The sequence below is a fragment of the Bradyrhizobium iriomotense genome, assembly GCF_018129405.1.
GTDB classification, from domain to species: domain Bacteria; phylum Pseudomonadota; class Alphaproteobacteria; order Rhizobiales; family Xanthobacteraceae; genus Bradyrhizobium; species Bradyrhizobium iriomotense_B.
The window spans coordinates 335204-351023 of the sequence record NZ_JAFCLP010000004.1; the positions used below are offsets into that span (position 1 = coordinate 335204).

At 64.6% G+C, this 15820-nt stretch carries 13 protein-coding genes; 3 read left to right on the forward strand and 10 right to left on the reverse strand.

The genetic code is table 11. The features are described from left to right. Positions 1-22: 22 nt before the first annotated feature. The 3 genes from JQ592_RS13035 to JQ592_RS13045 all read right to left on the reverse strand — a co-directional run bounded on the left by JQ592_RS13035 (position 23) and on the right by JQ592_RS13045 (position 3613). Positions 23-838 (reverse strand): lytic murein transglycosylase, encoded by an 816-nt coding sequence (locus tag JQ592_RS13035; protein WP_211403249.1) that lies wholly within the window; start codon positions 836-838, stop codon positions 23-25. 121 nt (positions 839-959) lie between these two features. Then, positions 960-1763, reverse strand: a complete 804-nt coding sequence (locus tag JQ592_RS13040) for a shikimate dehydrogenase family protein (RefSeq protein ID WP_211403350.1) — start codon at positions 1761-1763, stop codon at positions 960-962. A gap of 5 nt (positions 1764-1768) precedes the next feature. Beyond that, positions 1769-3613, reverse strand: a complete 1845-nt coding sequence (locus tag JQ592_RS13045; RefSeq protein ID WP_211403250.1) for a flavin-containing monooxygenase — start codon at positions 3611-3613, stop codon at positions 1769-1771. 177 nt (positions 3614-3790) lie between these two features. Here JQ592_RS13045 and JQ592_RS13050 point away from each other — a divergent pair, with 177 nt between their 5' ends. The 3 genes from JQ592_RS13050 to JQ592_RS13060 all read left to right on the forward strand — a co-directional run bounded on the left by JQ592_RS13050 (position 3791) and on the right by JQ592_RS13060 (position 7882). Further along, the gene (locus JQ592_RS13050; protein ID WP_211403351.1) at positions 3791-5416 is read left to right on the forward strand and encodes a long-chain fatty acid--CoA ligase; all 1626 of its coding nucleotides are present in this window, start codon (positions 3791-3793) and stop codon (positions 5414-5416) included. A gap of 103 nt (positions 5417-5519) precedes the next feature. Then, positions 5520-6638 carry a glycoside hydrolase family 172 protein gene (locus JQ592_RS13055; protein ID WP_211403251.1) on the forward strand — a complete coding sequence of 373 codons (1119 nt, stop codon included), beginning with the start codon at positions 5520-5522 and terminating at the stop codon, positions 6636-6638. A 32-nt stretch (positions 6639-6670) separates the two neighbouring features. Further along, entirely contained in the window at positions 6671-7882 is a 1212-nt protein-coding gene (locus tag JQ592_RS13060; protein ID WP_211403252.1) for an acyl-CoA dehydrogenase family protein, read from the forward strand. A gap of 660 nt (positions 7883-8542) precedes the next feature. Here the strand turns inward: JQ592_RS13060 and JQ592_RS13065 are convergent. The 7 genes from JQ592_RS13065 to JQ592_RS13095 all read right to left on the reverse strand — a co-directional run bounded on the left by JQ592_RS13065 (position 8543) and on the right by JQ592_RS13095 (position 15800). Next, positions 8543-9409 carry an efflux RND transporter periplasmic adaptor subunit gene (locus JQ592_RS13065; RefSeq protein WP_211403253.1) on the reverse strand — a complete coding sequence of 289 codons (867 nt, stop codon included), beginning with the start codon at positions 9407-9409 and terminating at the stop codon, positions 8543-8545. Next, a complete protein-coding gene (locus tag JQ592_RS13070) occupies positions 9406-9612 on the reverse strand; it encodes a DUF1656 domain-containing protein (RefSeq protein WP_211403254.1) in 207 nt (68 codons plus the stop codon). The genes JQ592_RS13065 and JQ592_RS13070 overlap by 4 nt, the downstream gene beginning before the upstream one ends. Continuing rightward, the gene (locus JQ592_RS13075) at positions 9609-11657 is read right to left on the reverse strand and encodes an FUSC family protein (RefSeq protein ID WP_211403255.1); all 2049 of its coding nucleotides are present in this window, start codon (positions 11655-11657) and stop codon (positions 9609-9611) included. The genes JQ592_RS13070 and JQ592_RS13075 overlap by 4 nt, the downstream gene beginning before the upstream one ends. A gap of 2 nt (positions 11658-11659) precedes the next feature. After that, on the reverse strand, positions 11660-12133 hold the full coding sequence (locus JQ592_RS13080; RefSeq protein WP_211403256.1) for a MarR family winged helix-turn-helix transcriptional regulator: 474 nt from the start codon (positions 12131-12133) through the stop codon (positions 11660-11662). A 141-nt stretch (positions 12134-12274) separates the two neighbouring features. Then, positions 12275-13183 carry an amino acid ABC transporter substrate-binding protein gene (locus JQ592_RS13085; protein ID WP_211403257.1) on the reverse strand — a complete coding sequence of 303 codons (909 nt, stop codon included), beginning with the start codon at positions 13181-13183 and terminating at the stop codon, positions 12275-12277. Positions 13184-13324: 141 nt separating this feature from the next. Further along, complete coding sequence (locus JQ592_RS13090) at positions 13325-14758, reverse strand: amidohydrolase family protein (protein WP_211403258.1); 1434 nt, start codon at positions 14756-14758, stop codon at positions 13325-13327. Positions 14759-14774: 16 nt separating this feature from the next. Next, positions 14775-15800 carry an ABC transporter substrate-binding protein gene (locus JQ592_RS13095; RefSeq protein WP_211403259.1) on the reverse strand — a complete coding sequence of 342 codons (1026 nt, stop codon included), beginning with the start codon at positions 15798-15800 and terminating at the stop codon, positions 14775-14777. Positions 15801-15820 lie beyond the last annotated feature (20 nt).

Genomic DNA, 15820 nt, shown 5'->3' on the forward strand with positions numbered 1-15820 from the left:
CTCGTTCGAAACAGGGCGCTCGTCACCGCGACGCCGCCGCCCCTCCCCCCTCGTCGATCTGCCGGCCCATCAGCGCGATGGCCTTCTGATAGACGCCGGCGGCATTCCAGGCCTCGATCGCCGCAAAATTCGGTTCGCCCGGCTGGTAACCGGCTCCCGCACGCCAGCCGTGGGCCTTGAGGAAATTGGCCGTCGAGTTCAATGCATTGGCGGCAACCTCGAGATTGCCGGTGCCATAGGCCAGGATGTTCTTGGGCATGAACTGGGTCTGGCCGACCTCGCCATGCATGGAGCCGCGGGTTGATCCCGACAGGGTGCCGCGGTCGATCAGCTTCAGCGCGGCATAGAGCTGGTCGGTGAAGAATTCGGGACGGCGGCAGTCATAGGCGAGCGTCGCGATCGAGGAGAGCATGTTCTGGTTGCCGCGCTGGCTGCCGAAGCCGGTTTCCATGCCCCAGATCGCGATCAGCGGCCCGGGCGGGACACCGTAACGCTGCTGGATCGATGCGAACAAGGCGGCCTGCGACTGCTTGAGCTGCCGTCCCTTGGCGACGATGGTGGTGGCGCCGCGCTTGGCGAGGAACTGATCGAGCGTCAGCGAGAAGCTGCGCTGGCCGCGGTCGGCGGCAATAGTGGCGCTGGCGTAATTGGTCTGCATCAGCGCCGAGAGCGCGGTGGGGCCGATGCCCTTTCCTTGCGCCTCCGCGCTGAACTCGCGCTTCCAGGCCTCGAAGCCGGCCGACGAGCTGCCGCATTGCGCGGCCTTGGCCACAGGCAGCGAGAGAAGCAGCGCGGTCGCGCCAATCACCGCGGTTGCGACTGTCCTGCCCATGACCATTGCCCGTTCCTCTCCCTTGATGCACGACCGGCTCGTGCGAGCGCATGATCCTACGCCCGTTGCGATCGCTCAAGTCCCGACAGGTACAATCAATCCAGGCAAGGCCCTTGACACCGGCGCCTTACGCCCCCTCCGCCCCCAGCAGAAAATCCACCATGATGCTCTGATGCTGCTGGTACATGTCCGTACCGGTCCCGGTCACGCAACCGATCCTGCGGGCGGCTGCAATGAACGGCGACACTTCAGGCTTGGTGATGACGCAGCCGCAATAGGTCGACAGTGCAAGCCGCGCGACGTCGACCGGTAGCGGGTCGCCATCCTTCATTCCGGCGGGCGTGGCATTGGCGACGAAGTCGAAGCCGGCCGGATCCCCGGAGCCGATCCGCACCGATGCCTTGCCAACTCTGTTGAGCTGGCCGACCAGTGCGTCGCGCCGCTCGGTGGTGCTGTCGTGGATCGCAAGCTCGCGGACGCCGGCCTCGACCAACTCAAGGGCGATCGCCGATCCGGCACCGCCCGCTCCGACAAGCAGCGCCCGCATTCCCGCAGGGTTGATCCCCCTCGCCCGCGCCGCGCCGACGAAGCCGAGGCCGTCCACCATGTCGCCATGCCATGCGCCGTCGGGACGCCGGCGCATGAGGTTGACGGTGCGCAGGAAATGCGCGCGCTCCGTCGCGCTCGCACAAGCCTGGTAGCAGGCGAATTTGTGCGGGATGGTCACGACGATGCCGTCGAGGTTCTTCAGCCGCGTCGCCACCGAGAGGAAATCGGCCAAATCCCCTGGCGCCACTTGAACAGGCACGAGAATGCCGTCGTGCCCGCGCGCGGCAAAGGCGGCGCTCACGCCGGCTGGCGAGCGCACCTGCGCGATGGGCTCGCCGACGATGACGTAGAGCCGCGTGGCGCCTGTCGGCGCCGGGATCATGTCGCTCAAGCCCGGGCCTCCGCGGCGGTCCCGTAAGTCAATTCCAATCCGTCCAAATTGCCCTCCTTGCGCCAGCTGTCGAGCATCCGCAGGAACGCCACCGGCCCGCGCCAGTACTGGCTGTTTCTGGCCGCAATGGGATCGAACACGCCTTCATTGTTGTAATAGCCGGGCGTGCATTCGGCGAGATAGGTCTGGCGCCCGATCGCGGCCTTGACCACCTCCTCGACCCAGGCGTTCTCGGCGGCGAGCGTCGGCTCCAGCGTCCTCGCGCCGCGCTTGCGCGCCTGATCGACGACATAGGCGATGTGCTGCGACTGCTCGTCGATGATGTGGGGGAAGTTCGCGCTCTGGCCCGCCTGCACCGTGACGATCAGGAAGCTGTTCGGAAAGCCGCGGCTGTAGAAGCCGTGCATCGTCTTGACGCCGTCGCGCCAACGCTCGGACAGGCTGATGCCGTCGCGCCCATAGACCTCAAAGCCCATGCGGCGGGCGTAATCGGTGCCGACCTCGAAACCGCTGGCGTAGATCAGGCAGTCGAGCTCGTAGGCCCTGCCGTCGACGACGACGGCGTTCTCCGTGATGCGCTCGACGCCCTGCCCTTTGGTGTCGACGAGATGCACGTTGGATTGATTAAAAGTGTCGAGATATTCGTCGTGGAAGCACGGGCGCTTGCAGAATGCCTTGTACCAGGGTTTTAGCGCCGCCGCGGCCGCCTCGTCCTTTACGACAGCGTCCACGCGGGCACGGATCTCCTCCATCTTGCGATAGTCGGCCTGCTCGATGACCTTCAGCGCCTCCTCCATCGAGGACACCGGCTGCGGTTGCCGGCGCGGCGCCAGCAGGATCTCGCCGAGCAGGCCAGTCCAGCCGTCTTGAACCAGGTCCCGCTCGAACGGCTCACCCGAGATCACGGCGGTGAAATTGTCCATGCGCTCGCGCTGCCAGCCGGGCTTGAGGCCCTGCACCCAGGCCTGATCCGTCGGCCGGTCGTCGCGCACGCCGATCGCCGATGGCGTGCGCTGGAAGACATAGAGCTCCTTCGCGGAGCGGCCGAGATGCGGCACGCATTGCACGGCGGTAGCGCCGGTGCCGATGATGCCGACGCGCTTGTCGGCAAGTCCGGTGAGGCCGCCCTCGGCCGTGCCGCCGGTGTAGGCATAGTCCCACCGGCTGGTGTGGAAGCTGTGGCCCTTAAAGCTCTCAATGCCGGGAATGCCCGGCAGCTTCGGGCGGCTCAGCGGACCGCCAGCCAAGATGACGAAGCGCGCGCGGATGCGGTCGCCGCGATCGGTCTCGACCAGCCAGCGCGCCTCCTGCTCCTGCCATTCCATGCGCGAGATGACGGTCTGAAACAGCGCGCGCTCATAGAGCGAGAAGTGACGGCCGATGCGGCGCGAGTGCTCGTAGATCTCCGGCGCCCGCGCATACTTTCGCACCGGCATGTAGCCGGTCTCTTCCAGCAGCGGCAGATAGATATAGCTCTCGGTATCGCAGGCAGCTCCAGGATAGCGATTCCAGTACCAGGTACCGCCGAAATCGGCGGCCTTTTCCACGATACGAAAATCCTCGATGCCCGCTTCGCGCAGGCGCGCACCACAGAGCAGGCCGCCAAAGCCGCCGCCCACGATCATCACCTCGGTCTGTTCGCTGACAGCCTGGCGCGCAAAGCCGGGATCGGCCCAGGGATCGTCGAGATAGCGGCCGAATTCGCCGGCGACCTCGACATACTGCGCCTTGCCCTCGGCGCGCAGACGGCGGTCGCGCTCGTCACGATAGCGCGCACGCAGGGCGGAAACATCGACCGTAGCTGCGCCGGCTGTGCCGGTCTTGTGTCTTTCCGCTGACATTCATTTCCTCCACGGCGGACGCTGCTTCGCCGGCGGCTCACCGCACGTTAGCCCCGAAAAAGTGACGCATGCAATCACGTCCGCTGTTTTTTGCGTGAACGCCGCGTGACGTTCCGCTACCCTCCGCGCAAATCACAAGCCTACGCCATGCAACGACGTGGCAATCCGGAGGAGACCATGCAGGGATTGATGATGGACATGCCGCTGCTGATCAGCGGCCTGATCCAGTATGCCGCCGACTATCACGGCGAAGCGGAAATCGTCGCGCGCGAGATCGAGGGCGACATCCATCGTTACACCTATGCGGATGCCCATCCGCGTATCAAGCGCATGGCGCTGGCCTTGAAGCGGCTCGGCATGAAGCAAGGCGACCGCGTCGGCACGCTGGCCTGGAATACGCACCGGCATTTCGAGATGTTCTATGCGGCGCCCGGCATGGGCTACGTGCTGCACACCGTCAATCCCAGGCTGTTTCCCGAGCAGCTCGTCTACATCATCAACCACGCCGAAGACCGCCTGCTGTTCGTCGACCGCGCCACGCTGCCGATCGTGGAAGCAATCGCGCCGCAGCTGAAGACGGTCGAAGCCTATGTCGTGATGTCATCGCGCGAGCGGATGCCGGAGACGATTCTTGCCAATGTGCATTGCTACGAGGAATTACTGGGACAGGAGAACGACGCCGGCTTTGCCTGGCCGGAGTTCGACGAAAAATCCGCCTCCACCATCTGCTACACCTCGGGCACGACGGGCAATCCCAAGGGCGTGATCTATTCGCACCGCGCCGCGATCCTGCAGACCATGACCTGCTGCAATTTCGACTTCCTGCCGGGCCATGTCGAAGGCGTGCGCGAGGTGATGATGCCGATGGCGCCGCTGTTCCACGGCAATGGCTGGAACATGCCGTTCACGGCGCCCTACACCGGCTCGAAGCTGGTGCTGCCCGGCCGCAACTACGAGCCCGACAAGCTGTACGAGTTGCTCGAAGGCGAGAAGGTGACGCTGTCGGCGGGCGTGCCGAGCTTCTGGCTGATCCTGCTCGACTGGCTCGGGCGGACCGGCAACAAGTTCTCCACGCTACGCGCGACCTTGTCGTCGGGCTCGGCCCCGCCGCGCGCCATGGTCGAAAAGCTCAAGCGCGAATACGATGTCGACTACATCCAGGCCTGGGGCATGACCGAAGCGCTGGGCTGCTCGATGCCGGGCCTGCGGCCGGGCTCGGAGCATCTCAGCGACAAGGAGAAGTTCGATCGGCGTCAGGTCTCCGGCCGCGCCTGTTTCGGCACGCATTTGCGCATTGTCGACGATGCCGGCGTTGAGCTGCCGCGCGACGGCAAGACCGTCGGCCATTTACGTGCGCGCGGGCCCTGGGTCGCCTCCGGCTACATGAAGTTGGAGGAAGGCCTCGACCGCGACGGCTGGCTGATCACCGGCGACATGGCCGTGATCGACCCACAGGGCCACGTCACCCTCACCGACCGCTCCAAGGACGTGATCAAGTCCGGCGGCGAATGGATCTCCTCGATCCAGCTCGAGGATATCGCCTTGTCGCATCCCGACGTGCTGCAAGCTGCCGTCGTCGCCATCGCGCATGAGAAATGGCAGGAGCGCCCCCTGCTCCTCGTCGTCCGCAAGAAGGGCGCGACCGTCGACGGCAAGACGCTGCTCGAGCACATGCGGCCCAAGATCGCGAGCTGGTGGCTGCCGGACGCCGTCGAATTCCTCGACGAATTCCCGATGACCGGCACCGGCAAGGTGCTCAAGTCGGCGCTGCGCGAGAAATTTAGGGAGTATCGCGTCGCGTGACGCCTCTCGACCGCGTGCGGACAAATTCCGTGCGCGGTCTTCATGTTTTGGTCAGTTCGGGAGCGATATATCGAGGCCTCGCTCACCTTGGATCGAGGACATCATGACGTTTTCCGGATTGGGCATGCATCTCGGCAATCTGTCGCGTCTGTCGAATGCGCTGACGCGCTCGATCAGCCCGGAGAACTTCACCGGCGAGAAGGGCAAGGGCGGCATGTCCATCGACGGCCCCGCGGCGCGTCAGGCCCGCGATCTCGGCCAGGGCTGGAAGGTCTCGCCTTACGTCGTGATCGAGCCCGGCGCGACCTTCACGCTCGCCGACATCGAGGGCCAGGGCGCGATCCAGCAGATCTGGATGACGCTGGCGCGCGGACGGCTGCGCCATTCGATCCTGCGCGTTTACTGGGACGACCAGACGCTGCCGAGCGTGGAATGCCCGGCCGGCGATTTCTTCGCCTGCGGCTGGGAGGAGTTCGCGCAGGTCTCCTCGCTTGCGGTCTGCGTCAATCCCGGCCGGGCCTTCAACTGCTACTGGGAAATGCCCTTCCGCAAGCGCGCGCACTTCACGCTGGAGAACCGCAGCGAGGAGCAGATCACGATCTACTACCAGATCAACTATACCCTGACCGAGGTGCCTGAGGACTGCGCCTATTTCCATGCGCAGTTCCGCCGCACCAACCCGCTGCCGTACAAGGAGGTCTACACCATCCTCGATGGCGTCGAGGGCGCGGGCCACTATGTCGGCACCTACATGGCCTGGGGCGTTCACAACAACGGCTGGTGGGGCGAAGGCGAGATCAAATTCTTCATCGACGGCGACGGCGCGTTCCCGACCATCTGCGGCACCGGCACCGAGGATTATTTCTGCGGCGCCTACAATTTCGATCCCCATGTCGCCCATGCCGGCCAGGCCCCCTTCCAGCAATCGCGCTACCAGGAATTCACCACGCCCTATGCCGGCCTGCCGCAAGTGATCCGCCCCGATGGCGTCTACCAATCCCAGCAACGCTTTGGCCTCTATCGCTGGCACATCCCCGATCCCGTGCGCTTCCGGAGCGATCTGCGCGTGACCATCCAAGCGCTGGGCTGGCTGCCCGGCGCCAAAGACGGAAAATATCTTCCATTGCAGGACGACATTGCCTCGGTTGCGTTCTGGTACCAGACGCTGCCGACGGCGCCCTTCCCGACACTGCCCGGGCCGGACTACCTCGAAATCGCCTAGGCGCGGCTGCTGATCGATCAAGGAGACCAGAGATGCTCTATCCGATGTCGCCCAAAGTCGTCGAGCTCAAGCGCAAGCTCGAAAGTTTCATGGACCGGCACATCTATCCGAACGAGGAACGCTTCTATCGCGAGGCGGAGGAGTTCGGACCGTGGAAGGTCTATCCCGTCGTCGAGGAGCTGAAGCCGCTGGCGCGCGCGGAAGGTCTCTGGAATCTGTTCCTGCCGGAATCCAGCCACGGCGCCGGGCTCACCAATCTCGAATATGCCCCGCTTTGCGAGGTGATGGGCCGCTCGCATCTTGCGCCCGAAGTCTTCAACTGCTCGGCGCCCGACACCGGCAATATGGAGGTGCTCGAGCGCTACGGTTCGGAGAAGGACAAGGAGCGCTGGCTCAAGCCGCTGCTCGCGGGCGAAATCCGCTCCTGTTTCGCCATGACCGAGCCTGCGGTCGCATCATCCGATGCGACCAATATCGAGAGCTCGATCGTGCGCGACGGCGATCATTACGTCATCAACGGCCGCAAATGGTACACGACCAATGCGACCGATCCGCGCTGCAAGATCTGCATCTTCATGGGCAAGACCGATCCCGACAATCCCGACCGCCACAAGCAGCAATCCATGATCCTGGTGCCAATGGACACGCCGGGCATCGAAGTGAAGCGACCACTGCCCGTGTTCGGCTTCTACGGCGTGCCTGATCGGGCCTCGGAAGTCGTCTTCACCAATGTGCGTGTGCCCAAGGAAAACGTGCTGCTCGGCGAAGGCCGCGGCTTCGAGATCGCGCAGGGGCGCCTCGGACCCGGCCGCATCCACCACTGCATGCGCCTGATCGGCCTTGCCGAACGCACGCTGGAAAAAATGTGCCGCCGCGTCCGCAGCCGCATCGCCTTCGGCAAGCCGGTCTCGGAGCAGACGGTGACGCAGGAGCGCATCGCGGAAGCCCGCATCATGATCGAGCAGGCCCGGCTGCTGACGCTCAACGCCGCCTATGCCATGGACACGGTCGGCAACAAGGTGGCGAAAGCCGAGATCGCGATGATCAAGGTCGCCGTCCCCAACATGGCCTGCCAGATCATCGACTGGGCGATCCAGGCGCACGGTGGCGGCGGCACGTCGAACGATTTCGGCTTGACGCAGGCTTATGCGACGGCGCGGCTGTTGCGCCTTGCGGATGGGCCGGATGAGGTGCACCGGAACCAGATCGCGCGGTTCGAGCTGAAGAAATATTCGAATGTCTAAGCCGACGCCGGCGCGTCAGTACTAGAGACTGCGCTGGGGGATCGGCGTCTAGTCGAAGCTTGGCGGCTCCTCGATGGGCGCAGATACATTCTGATTCGAAATCGCTTCGAGCATCGCTCCGAAAATGATGAACGGCAGATAGAACGCAAGCATGATCGTATTCCTCCTGATGTGACAACCTTGGCTCGCAGGGCCAGGTTCCTCAAATTGACGTTCGCCCGCCTCGGAACATTTTCGGCGCTTACCGAACTACCGACGAAACCGAGTCACAGGCCGTATCAAGAACGCATCGCGTCAACCGCATGGGCGATCAGAACGACTGCGCTTGCGGCAATGAGAAACACTAACAACCAGCTCACGTCCGCCTCCGATCCCGGAAGTGAACGCGTTCATCCATGCACAGTCAAAAACCATCGGTCCGGAACCGCTATTCCGCGGCTCGCTGATGCTTCGCGGCAACAATTGCATCTGCTATCGGCGCTATCGGCAGAACGCCAAAAGGAGCAACGCGCCGACGACGCATGCTGCCAGGACTAACAACCAAACGCCCATACAGTCCCCCGACTCAACACAGGCGAGTCAGGATTAGCCTTACGATTTGGCATTGAAACGTCTGTCGCCGGCTTTCCCCAGGCCAAGCGCAATCATCTGCTTGCTGCGTTAGTCCAATACCTCCACCGTCGCGGAGCGGCCGGCGACCAGCGGCACGTTACCCGGAACATTATCCAGCGCGATGCGCACCGGCACGCGTTGCGCGAGCCGCACCCAGCTGAAGGTCGGGTTGACGTTGGCGAGCATGCTGGCGCCTTCCGCGCGATCGCGATCCTCGATGCCGGCGGCGATGCTTTCGACATGACCCGTGAGCGTGGTCTTTTCGCCCATCAGGCGGACCTGCACCCTGTCGCCGATGCGGATACGCGCGAGCTTAGTCTCCTCGAAATAGCCTTCCACGTGCAGCGTGTCGGTGTCGACCAGCGCCATCACGCCCTTCCCGGCCGTGACATAGGCGCCGGGGCGCAGATCCATGTTGGTGATCACGCCGTTCACGGAGGCTCGGACCTCGCTGCGGTCGAGGTTGAGCTGGGCCACGGCGCGGTCGGCGACGGCCGCATCGAAGGCCGCCTTGGCCTGCAGCTGGGTGGCCAGCACCTGCTCCTGCTTCTGCTGCGACACCGCATCGGTCGTGAGCGTGCTGTAGCGCTTCAGATCGGCATTGGCCTGGTCGAGCGTCGCCTGATGACCGGCAACCGACGCATCGGCCTGACGCAGCGCCAGCGCGAAGCGCTCGCGGTCGATCCGGAACAGAACATCGCCGCGACGGACCTTCTGGTTGTCCCTAACCAGCACCTCCGTGACGAAGCCGGAGACATCGGGCGCGACCTGGACCACGTCGGCGCGCACGCGGCCGTCTCGGGTCCAGGGCGATTCCATGTAGTAGACCCAGAGCTCGCGGCCAACGACGAGCGCGGCGACGACGGCAAGGACGGTCAGCGCGATGCGGCCGAGCCAGGCAAGATTGCCCTTCATGTGAGGTACTCCGAGAGATAGACGACGCCGCCGAGAAGGCAGACGAAAATCGCGAAATCGAACAGCGCGCGGTGCCAGACCAGCCGGTAGAGGTCGAAGCGTTGCATCAGCCGGCGCAGCAGCGCGCTGAGGACGTAGGCGATGATGATCCACAGCAGCAGCGCCGGCACCAGCACGCCGTAGATGTCGATCACATATCTCATGCCGCAACGCTCTCTGTGCGCGGCCGATAGGCCGGCGCGTCCGGGAACAGGCCGCGGCGGATGCCGACGAGGCCGATCAGCGCGTCTTCGCGCGCACTGTCATTGGGATCCTTCACCGCCTGGGCCAGCGCCCGGTCGACGTTCGTCAGCAGCTCGCTCGGCATTCCATTCCCCGCATAGCTGCGGCAGGCCATCGCGAGCTGATCGAGCATGTCGTCGATGACGGCAATGGTGGATGCTGCAAGCCCGTAGCGGGCGCGGCGCAGGTCGATGATGTTGATGCCGATGCGGAGCTGGGCCAGACTGTCGGCGTCGCGGCGGTCGCTCTCCGAGAGAAACGCGATACGCTGCACCAGGAGCCCGAGCCGGTGGAGCATGAGGCCGGCGAACTCCGCGCGGTCGCGCTTGCCGCGGCGTTCGGCGGCGACCGCGAGCGCCTTCCAGTTCGACAGCACCAGGCGGTTGGCGATCCATTCGGCACCCACCCCGCGCGCGATCCGCGTCACCAGCTCGGCGATGACGACGCCGATGAAGAAGGCGACGGCGGAGTTGGCAAAGGCCGCAAAATCCGCGCTGTAGGTCGATTGCAGCGCCAGCAGCGTCGCGGTGTTCGCCGCGAGCGCCATGCCGGTGCCCGCCGTCGCCGGCCGGCTGATCAGGAAGCCATAGAGCAGGAAGGTCGGCGCCAGCGCGACGATCAGGACCTCGATATGGGAGATCGCGGGCACCAGCGCGAACAAATAGACAGCAACGACGACGATCGCGACCAGCGACCACAGGCCGAAGCTGCGGATGAAGCGCGCCGGCTCGTCCTGTGCGGCAAAGAATGAACACGCGACCGCGGCCATCATCGGCGCCGATGCACCGTCCGGCCAACCGGTGCCGATCCAGAACGCGCAGCTGATCAGGATGGCCGTGGCGGCGCCGGCCGCCGACCACAGCGCAAGGCCGCGATCCCTGTGGCGCGCAGGCGCGGCGCCGGCCTCGGAATGGAATGCAAGATCGAGAGCCGAGACGTTGCGGTTCTCGGCGATCGCCTCGGTCAGCTCACGGCAGTCGCGCGAGAGGTCGACGAGCTCGCGCAGCCGCGACAGCAGGCTGGTGATGATGATCCGCTCCCAGTCGGCTCTGTCGTCGAGCATCGCCTGCTGCGTCGCGATCGCGGCACGGATCCGGTTGGCCGGCTGCCGTGCGCTGACGTCGCTCACGATCCATTGCGCAAGATCATCGAGCAGCTGTCTCAGCTCGGGCTGCCGTCTCAAGGCTTCCTCGCCCAGTGCGGCCAGTCGATCCTCGATCGAAGCGATCACCGGCAGCAGCGTCAACATCCGAAGCCGGATTTCGCCAAGGCCCGTCACCGCGTTGCGGTCGGTCAGCCGGTCATAGGCAAGATGGGTGGAGAGCGTGTCGATCTCGACGATATCGGTCGCGAGCTTGAGGCGCTTGCCGCGGCGGGTCTCCTTGGTGCCCTCGCGCAGCAGCACGACCTGGCTGAGACGGCGCGCGTCCGATAGCCAGGTGTCGACGCGGTGGGCGACCGCAGGCGCGACGCTGCGAGGAAAGACGATCGTCGAGACCAGGCTGGCACAGATGATGCCGAGCGAGATCTCCTCGAGCCTCGCCACCGCGGTATCGAAGATGGCGCCGGGTTCGGAGACCGCCGGGAAACCGATCAGCGCCACCGTGTATCCGGCCAGCATGAACACATAGCTGCGCGGCGTGCCGTCGAGCAACGACAGATAGAGACAAAGCCCGACCCAGAGCGCAATGGCGAGGCAGAGCAGCTCCGGCGCGTCGATCAGGTTCGGCACCAGCGCCACCGTCATGACGGCACCGACCAGCGTGCCCATCACGCGGAAGAACGCTTTCGAGCTGGTTGCCCCCGCCAGCGGCTGCGAGGTGATATAGACGGTCGCCATCGCCCAATAGGGCCGCGGCAGGTCCATCGCGAGCGCGATGACGAGCGCCAGCATCGACGCGGCGAACGTCTTCAAAGCAAAGATGAGGTCCGCGTGGCGGACCAGGAACGGCTCATCTGCGCGCATGGCTATTTCGCCTCGAGACCAATCTTGGCGTCTTGCAGGCGACCGGCCCGCTGTTCGATGCGCTGAAGAGTGTCGAATGTTATCGCAAGTTCCTCGGGCCCGATATCCTTCAGCAGGCTGGCCCGCACCCGGCGCAGCACCCGGTTGGTCTCTTCGACCTTGGCCGCGCCTGCTCTCGTCAGATGTAACGTTCTGGCACGACGATCGGTGGGATCTTCCCGGCGTTCGACCAGACCCTCGGCCTGAAGCAGATCGATCAGGCGCACCAGCGACGGCCCCTCGATGCCGAGTTCATCCGCGAGCACGCCTTGCCGGACATTCTCGCCCTGGCGCGACAGCACCAGAAGCGGAATCGCGGTCGCATAGGACAGGCCGTGCTCGGACAGCGCAGAATCCGACTCGCGCCGCCACATCCGGCCCAGGCGCGCGATGAGCCGGCCGATTTCGGCGTGGATATGAGCCTGCGACGGAGCCATCCAAATTAGATAGGAGACTATCTAATAGTTCGCAATCATAAGCCGATCACGAAGTGGCGACCGGGTCTCGGCGGCTTCTGGTGGAGTTCCCGAACGCCGGCGTGCCGCCGGAGCGACACGCCGCGCGCGAGCGCCCTCGCCTCAGTTCACCACGTAGATATCAGGATCGGCGCTCGAGCTCGGCTTCTTGAAAGCGTTGCGCAAGGCAGGCGACATCGGGACGTTGTAGTTGAGACCGTTCGGCGGAGTCGGCGATTCCAGCCACTTCCGGTAGAGCACCTCGATCTCCGGACTCGCATAGAGCTCTGCGGTAGCGCGATCGGCGAGCGCCTTGAACGGCGCGTCCTCCCTCCGCAGCATGATGCCGTAGGGCTCGGGCTTGGAGAACGTCTCCTCGCTGATCATGAACGCTTGCGGCTCCTTCGAGCGCGCGATCGCGACGGCGAGCTGGACGTCGTCGAGCGCGTAGGCTTGGGCCCGGTCGGTCTCCAGCAACAGGAAGGCCTCGGCCTGGTCCTTGGCCGGCATGATGTTGATGCCGAGATTGCGCTCGGTGTTGACCTTGGCGAGCTGCGTCAGGTTGACCGAGCCGGCCACCGCCGTGACCGCCTTGCCCTTGAGATCGTCGATGGTTTTGATGTTCGCGGCCTTCCTGGCCGCGAACCGCGTCGCGCTGAGGAAATGCGTGTTGGTGAAGGCGACCTGCTTCTGGCGGTCGGCGTTGTTGGTGGTCGCCGAGCAATGCAGGTCGAGCGTGCCGTTCACCATCAGCGGGATGCGGTTCGACGACGTCACCGCGAGAGTCTCGACGGAAATGTCGGGCATGTTGAGCTGCCTCTTCACGGCATCGACGATCCTGAGGCAGATGTCCATGGCGAAGCCGACCGGCTTCTGGTTGCCGTCGAGATAGCTGAACGGGACCGAGGCTTCCTGATAGCCCAGCGTGATCTTCCTGGTCTCCTTCACCTTCTGAAGCGTGCCGGTGAGGTCTTCGGCTGAAGCTGCGCCGGCAAGACATGTCACGGCCAAAAGAATGGTGGGAAGACGCATCGGAGGGCTCCTCAAGGGGGTCATCGACTGGTGTCGAGACGCAATCGCGGAGCTGATAGCGCATAGATGCAACGGGCGCCAGACGAGGCAGGGTTTACCAGCTATCGCCTTTTTATATACATCCGGTCGAGGACCGGCGCCTCATTGACAGGTCAGCTGCTGCTCGAACCAGCCGCTTAGCCGATCCGACAGGGGCCGCCACATAAGCTGGAAGCTTTCGAGCTTGCCGACATTGGCGCGGTACATGTCCCGCAACTCCCGCTCGATGGCCGGCAGGTCGATGCCCACGCAGACCCCGTCCCGCGCGACCGTCTTGCCGGCGACGACGACCTCCTTCACCAGGGACGCGTTTCCGCGCGCAAACAGCAGCGCCATGGGATCGACCGGCATGATCTTGTCGCGGTCGAGTCGGTCGAGATCAATCACGACGTAGTCGGCCGGGTTGCCGGCAGCGAGCTCGCCGTTGCCGGGCGCGCCGGTGGCGCGGCGTCCGTTGCAGATGGCGAGCGAAAACATTTCGGCCGGCGTCCATGTCGCCTTGAAGCCGAGACCGCCATGGGCCAACTGCACCAGCCGCATCTCGCGCAAAATGTCGTCGTCCTCGTCAAGCGCCAGCCCGTCGACGCCGACGGCGATGGCGCAGCCGCATTTGTGCGCGGCGGCGATCGGCGCGAGCCCGGAGCGCAGATGCATGTTCGAGCTGAAATTGGTGACGATGCGCGCGCCGGAGGCCGCGATCATCTCGAGCTCGTCGGGACGGGCGTGGATGCAATGCGCCAGCGTCAGCCGTTCCGAGAGGAAGCCCACATCGCGCAGCCAGCGCACCATGTCCGGAAAATTCTGATCGGCCCAGGCGCGCTGGTACACGGTTTCCAGGAGATGCATGTGGATGCGGCGGCCGGTCCGCGCGGAGTTCTCCGCCACGGCCTCGAGCAGCGGCTTCGAGCACCATTGCACGCCGGCAGGCCCGAGCTGCACGTCGACCATCGGTCCGGCGATGGCCGCGGCAATGGCATCGGTCAGCTCGATATACGCTTTGGGCGGCATCGGCGCGCGGACGAAGAGATCTTCGATGGTCTTGCGGTCGTCGCCCGATAGTCCCGAGAGCACCGGCTCGGCATCGCCGTAGACGACCGGATTCTGGTCGCGCACCGCAAGCGCAAAGGCAATCCGGATACCGACGTCGGACGCAGCCTTCGCGATGGCGTTGGCCTCGTCGACCAGCGGCATCGTCCCGCTCGGGCGCGTGTAGTGCACCATCATGGCCGCGCAGCCGGCCCTGGCCGAACGGGCCAAGGCAGAGGCCGCAGCGAGGTAGGGATCGACGGGCGTGCCGAGCGCGGTGCGCAGGATCCAGCTTTCCAGGGGCATGCCGACCGCACCGAAGGACGAGGCTGTGGCGCGGGCGTGGTCGTGGGCGTTGACGAACGCCGGAATGACGAAAGAGCGAGGCCCCGGCCCCGCTCCTTCCGAGATATCGGTGATGACGCCGCCATCGTGCCGCAGCACGACATTGTCGCTGACGGCGCGGTCGGGGCCACGGAACAGGCTGGTTGCCGAAATCTCCGTGGCCATGACCGTTTCTCCAAATTTAGTTGGCAGTATACACCAGCTCCCGCTCCGCGCGCGGCGGCAAGAATTCGCGCGAGAACACCTCTGCCGGCGTCGGGGCGCGGGCAAGCTGATAGCCCTCGACCACGATGCCGATGGCGCGGGTCATGCGCTCGTCCTTGATGTCACCGATGCCGATCTCCTTCATCTCCGGCGAGACGATCAGCTTCTCGAAGGAATATTGCAGCCGACGCTTCTCGACATCGGCATTGATCAGGTTGTCGTAGTTCAGCGCCGCCTTCATGCCGGCATTCTGGTCCTTGGCGACCGCGATTGCGCCCTTGTTGATGGCACGCACCAGGCCCGCGACGGCCTTCGGGTTTGACGCCATAAGCTTGCGGGAGACCATCACGCCGTTGGAATAGAGATCGAGGCCGTACTCACCGAACGAGAACCATTTGAAATCCTTGTCCGGGTCCTGGCGGTTCAGCACCAGGTTGAAATAGCTGGTGATGTTGAAGACGAGGGCTGCATCGATGTCGCCCTTGATCAGCATCGGCTCCTGGAGGTTCGGCGCCATGTTGGAGATCTTGATCTTCTCGCCGTCGAGCCCGTTCTTGCGTGTGAATACCGGCAGAAGGCGCGTCGTCGGCGTACCCTGCGCACCGCCAAGGGTATGACCTTCGAAATCCTTGATGGTGTTGATGCCGCTGGTCTTCTTGGCGACGATCGCGAACGGCGGCTGGTTCCACATCATGTAGACCATGACGGGCGCCTCCTGCGGCTTGGTGGAAGCGTTCTGGATGATGGCGTTGACGTCGCCGAAACCGGCATCATAGGCGCCGGACATGACACGCGTGACGGTGGCGCCGGAGCCCTCGCCCTGGTCGATGACGACGTTGAGGCCTTCTTCTTTGAAAAACCCGTTGTCCTTGGCGTAGAAGAACGCGGCGTCGCTGCCTTGAGTCTTCCAGCCCAGCGTGAACTTGATCGTGGTTTCCTCGGCGATGGCGGCGCCCGCGGACAGCGCCAATCCCAGCAGCGCGGCAGTTACTTTTCTCAACATCGAGACCTCCTCAGCTTCGT